4 protein-coding genes are annotated in these 3,732 nt (G+C 58.2%); all 4 read right to left on the reverse strand.

Features of this window, described 5'->3' with window-relative positions:
* Positions 1-154 precede the first annotated feature (154 nt).
* The gene (locus ACZ9XP_RS17645; protein WP_465188929.1) at positions 155-970 is read right to left on the reverse strand and encodes an Imm49 family immunity protein; all 816 of its coding nucleotides are present in this window, start codon (positions 968-970) and stop codon (positions 155-157) included.
* A gap of 7 nt (positions 971-977) precedes the next feature.
* Entirely contained in the window at positions 978-1,235 is a 258-nt protein-coding gene (locus ACZ9XP_RS17650; RefSeq protein WP_465188930.1) for a hypothetical protein, read from the reverse strand.
* A 99-nt stretch (positions 1,236-1,334) separates the two neighbouring features.
* Positions 1,335-1,640: a hypothetical protein gene (locus ACZ9XP_RS17655; protein WP_465188931.1), complete on the reverse strand. Its 306-nt coding sequence runs from the start codon at positions 1,638-1,640 to the stop codon at positions 1,335-1,337.
* Positions 1,637-3,732: VENN motif pre-toxin domain-containing protein (locus ACZ9XP_RS17660; RefSeq protein ID WP_465188932.1), on the reverse strand; the 2,096-nt coding region annotated here is incomplete at its 5' end. The genes ACZ9XP_RS17655 and ACZ9XP_RS17660, both read right to left, overlap by 4 nt.

Raw genomic sequence — 3,732 nt, forward strand, 5'->3', positions numbered from 1 at the left:
GGCGGTTTGTGCGGCGTCTACCACGCCACCGCTGAGCGCCACGGTGACGCCGCTTTGCTTGCTGTAGCTGGATGTCTGCTGGGTTTGCGTGTGCTCGGCGTGTTCGATGCGCACGTTTTGTGCGGCCCTAATCCAGCCGATATTGACCATCACATCAAGCAATCACCCATGCGCGCATGAAATCGTATGGGTCGGGGTAGGCCGGCAGCGGGCGATGGGGCAGCCATGCTTGGGGGATGAAAACGGTATCGATGTCCAAGTTGAAGCCATGGCGGCTGGCAGTCTTGGCATACAGGCAGGCAAAGGGTGAAACAAATTTGCTGGCCACCACCAGTTCGAATACTTCATTGCGTACTCGGGCTACTTTGGGGCTGGTGAGCTCGGCCAGCGCATCCTCCATGCCAGCTTTGTCTTGCTGCGCCAGCGCCCGGTAAAAGCGCATGTCCGGCGCAAACTTTTTCATTTTGGCCGGGATGTCTTGCAAGAACACATCGGCCCGGCTCCCCAACTCATCCCATTGTCCATTCAATGCCAGGGTCAACTGGTAGTAGCGGTACTCGTTCTGGTTAGGATTGACCATGCGTTGCGTGAACAGCTTGGAATGAGGCGGCTGCTGCTGCATCCAGTGGATGACCGGTTCATGGTCGCTAAGTAGCGCATAAAAATACTCGGCTTCGTGCATCACACCTTCTTCGCCGGTCGCTTTGGCACGGATGTACATCAACTTGGCTACCACGTAGCTGTGCAGCTTGAAGGTGGCCAGGTCTTGGTTGGCGAACCAGGCGTAGTTGGCAATGTCTGCGTGAAGTCTTTTAAGGTTGCTGAGGCACCCATCAAGGCTGCCTTCCTCCTTGTCTATCATATCCACTTCGATCGGCATCAGACCGACATGCTGCCAATCATCAATGCGCTCCTTTCGTTCTTGAAGAAAAGCGATTTGCTCAGAGGTATAGTGTGGTAGCACGTTCATTAGTCTTTTACTTCATGGGCACGGTAACAGGCAGCACCACCAGTTCACCCGTGGTTCGGTTGACGCCGCCAACAGCTGTCACAAGCGTGTTGTTCCGTCTTACGGCCTCAACAGCTTTGTAGGCTGCCGATCCTTTGTCCAGACGATCGAGCACTGCATCTATCCAAGCCATAGAGTTCTGCGTATTGCCTCCGGCGGCGTTGGCACTAAGCGAGAACGCCCCTGCCTGCGACATCTGCTTGCCATCTATGACCAGGGTCACCATGTCATTTGCGTTCTGGGATACACGATCAAAGCCTTTATTGGCACCGTATTTCGCGTAATCAGAATACCTTTTGGATAACTTTGTCCTCACGCTTGAGAATTACTGATGGAAAAAATGCTGACCCAGTGCAACTACATACTCATCCCCAAGCTCCTGCTGAAGTAGCTCTGCGAGCTCTCTACCTTCATGTAAAAATCCCAATTCCTCCTCGATGGATTCAAATCCAGAATTGACAGGATCATCCTCATTAAATGTACTGTCAAATCTCAATGCCCAAGCATTAATTTTACTCGAAAGATAAGGCGAAATAGGTAACTCACTAGGGTTTATATTTCCAACAGAGTCAAGACCTGCCTTCCAGAGCGGAAAGCACTGATACTCCGCAAAGAATTTTATAGTTATCATTTTGGATCAACCTTTCCTGCGGGGTTTGCCCCCACAATAAAACCATTACTCGAAACGGTTACCGCTATATTTTGACGGACACCATCTATATCAATTTGATAAATAGGGCGCCCAACTCCAACACCTTGATAACCAACAACACGACCATCTTGAACTGCCCTCATTACCACCTCCGGTATTTTACTCTGAGAAATACCAATTTTTGCAAAATCAGTTGCATGCGCCTCGACAATATGCTGCAAACCAGCTTTAGAATTTCCTGTCTCAAGAAAAACAACTTGCCCAGACGCCAGTCTTCCTGTTGCGACAACATTAGAAGCCGTAAATTTGACACCATTCGCAGCGAGTTCATTCAATGCGTTAGCATCAACTGATACTCCTAGCTTGTTTGTATGACCATCCCCCGTCTGCTGCCCCGCCACCGGTTTCACCGCCAGTGCGGGCCGGCCGTTACCACCAATCGACAACGCCAGATCCGGCAGAATCTGCGCCGTTTGCGTCATGAATACGTCAATGACGCTCGCCGAGGCGCCCAGTTTCTCAAACTGCGCCGTGGCTGTGTTGATGTCGCGTACTTGCTCGTTGTAAGTGGCCAGCAGCAGCGCCCGCTCCTGCGGGGTCTTGGCCATGCCCAGTGCGCTGGAGATGAAGGACAGGCTTTCCTGCAAGCCATTCAGGGTGCTGGCACACACGGCCAGGCTGGCACCGCCGCCGCCACAACGCTCGGCCACGACCTTATCCCAGTATTGTTCTTGCTGCTGTATCTCCCGACTGAGCTGCGCCACATCACAACGGCCCGCGCAGGCGCGCAGTGTTTGCATCAGGGTGGCGGCAGCACGGGTGTTGAGCGAGTTGTTCTCCACCTCATTCTTCGCGCCCTGCCCACCCGTCAGCGCCGAGGCGGCATTGCCGCCGGCCAACCCGCCCGCCAGGCTGCCGGCCAGTGTGGTGAGCGCGGCCACGGTGTCTTTCTGGCTTTCGCTCAGATTGGCGGCGTCGCTGCCGTACAGGTTTTGTGCCAAGGTGGCGGCGATGAGCGGGGCGCTGCCGGCGCCGGCGGCCCCGGCCACGGCGTTGTCGCCTTTGGCGGCGGCCAGGGTGGCGCCCAGCAGGGCGTGGGCCATGGCGTTGGCGGCGGTGTTGACCTGGCCGGTGGCGGGGTCGGTGGTGAGCTGCTTGATCTGGCTGGCCAGGTAGGGTGCTGCGGCACCGGCGATGGCAGCGCTGGCGTCACCCCCGGCCAGGCCTTGCAGCGCGGCGGTGACGGCGGTGATGGCTTGCTGCACGCTGCCGCCTTTGCCCCAGGTGGCTTGCAGCTGCTGGTAGTCGGCACTATTAGCGTAGGCGGGGTCGGCTTTGGCGCGCTCGGTGGCGGCGTTCAGCTCGGCGCGTTTGTGGGTGTTGGCGATCTGCAGGGTTTGCTGGCCGATGTCGCCGATGAGCTGGATGGCTTGCAGGCGGTCGAGCTCGGCTTGTTTGTTGAAGATGGGGCTGAGGCCGTTGGCGGTGCCGCTGGCGTCGCGGCGCAGGGTGGTGGTGTCTTGCAGCTGCGCGGTGCTGTCGTGCACGGTAAGGCTGCCGGCACTGATGGCGGCCAGGGTGGTGCTGCTGGCGCTGCCCTGGGTGTGGCCGCCGTTCAGGAGGGTGCCGGCGTTACCCAGCGCGTTGGCGGCGAGGTTGCCGCTGGCACTGGCGCTGCTGCTGGCACCGATGCTCTGGCTTTCTACGCGGTATTCGGCGCGGTTTTGCAGGTCTTGCCAGCCGAGGGTGGCGGTGCTGAGCTGGTTTTGCTCGGAGCTGGCGCTGCTGGCGATGACGGCGCCGTTTAGCTGGGTGTGGCCGCCTACTTGCACGTTAAAGCCGCCCTGCCCGGCGTACAGCCCGGTTTGCTCGGCCACGCTCTGGTACTGGCTGTCGATGCGCTGACGGCTGAGGCTGGCGTTGACGCCGCCACCAGTACCGATAATGGCCACGCTGCCGCCGGCGCTGATGCTGCGCTGCTGGCTGGCGTAGTGGTCCTGGTCTTGCTGGCTGGTGAGGGTAAGGTTGCGGCCAACGTTGGCCGCGATGGTGTCGCCACTGGCCTGCGCAC

The sequence above is a fragment of the Vogesella perlucida genome (assembly GCF_979366545.1).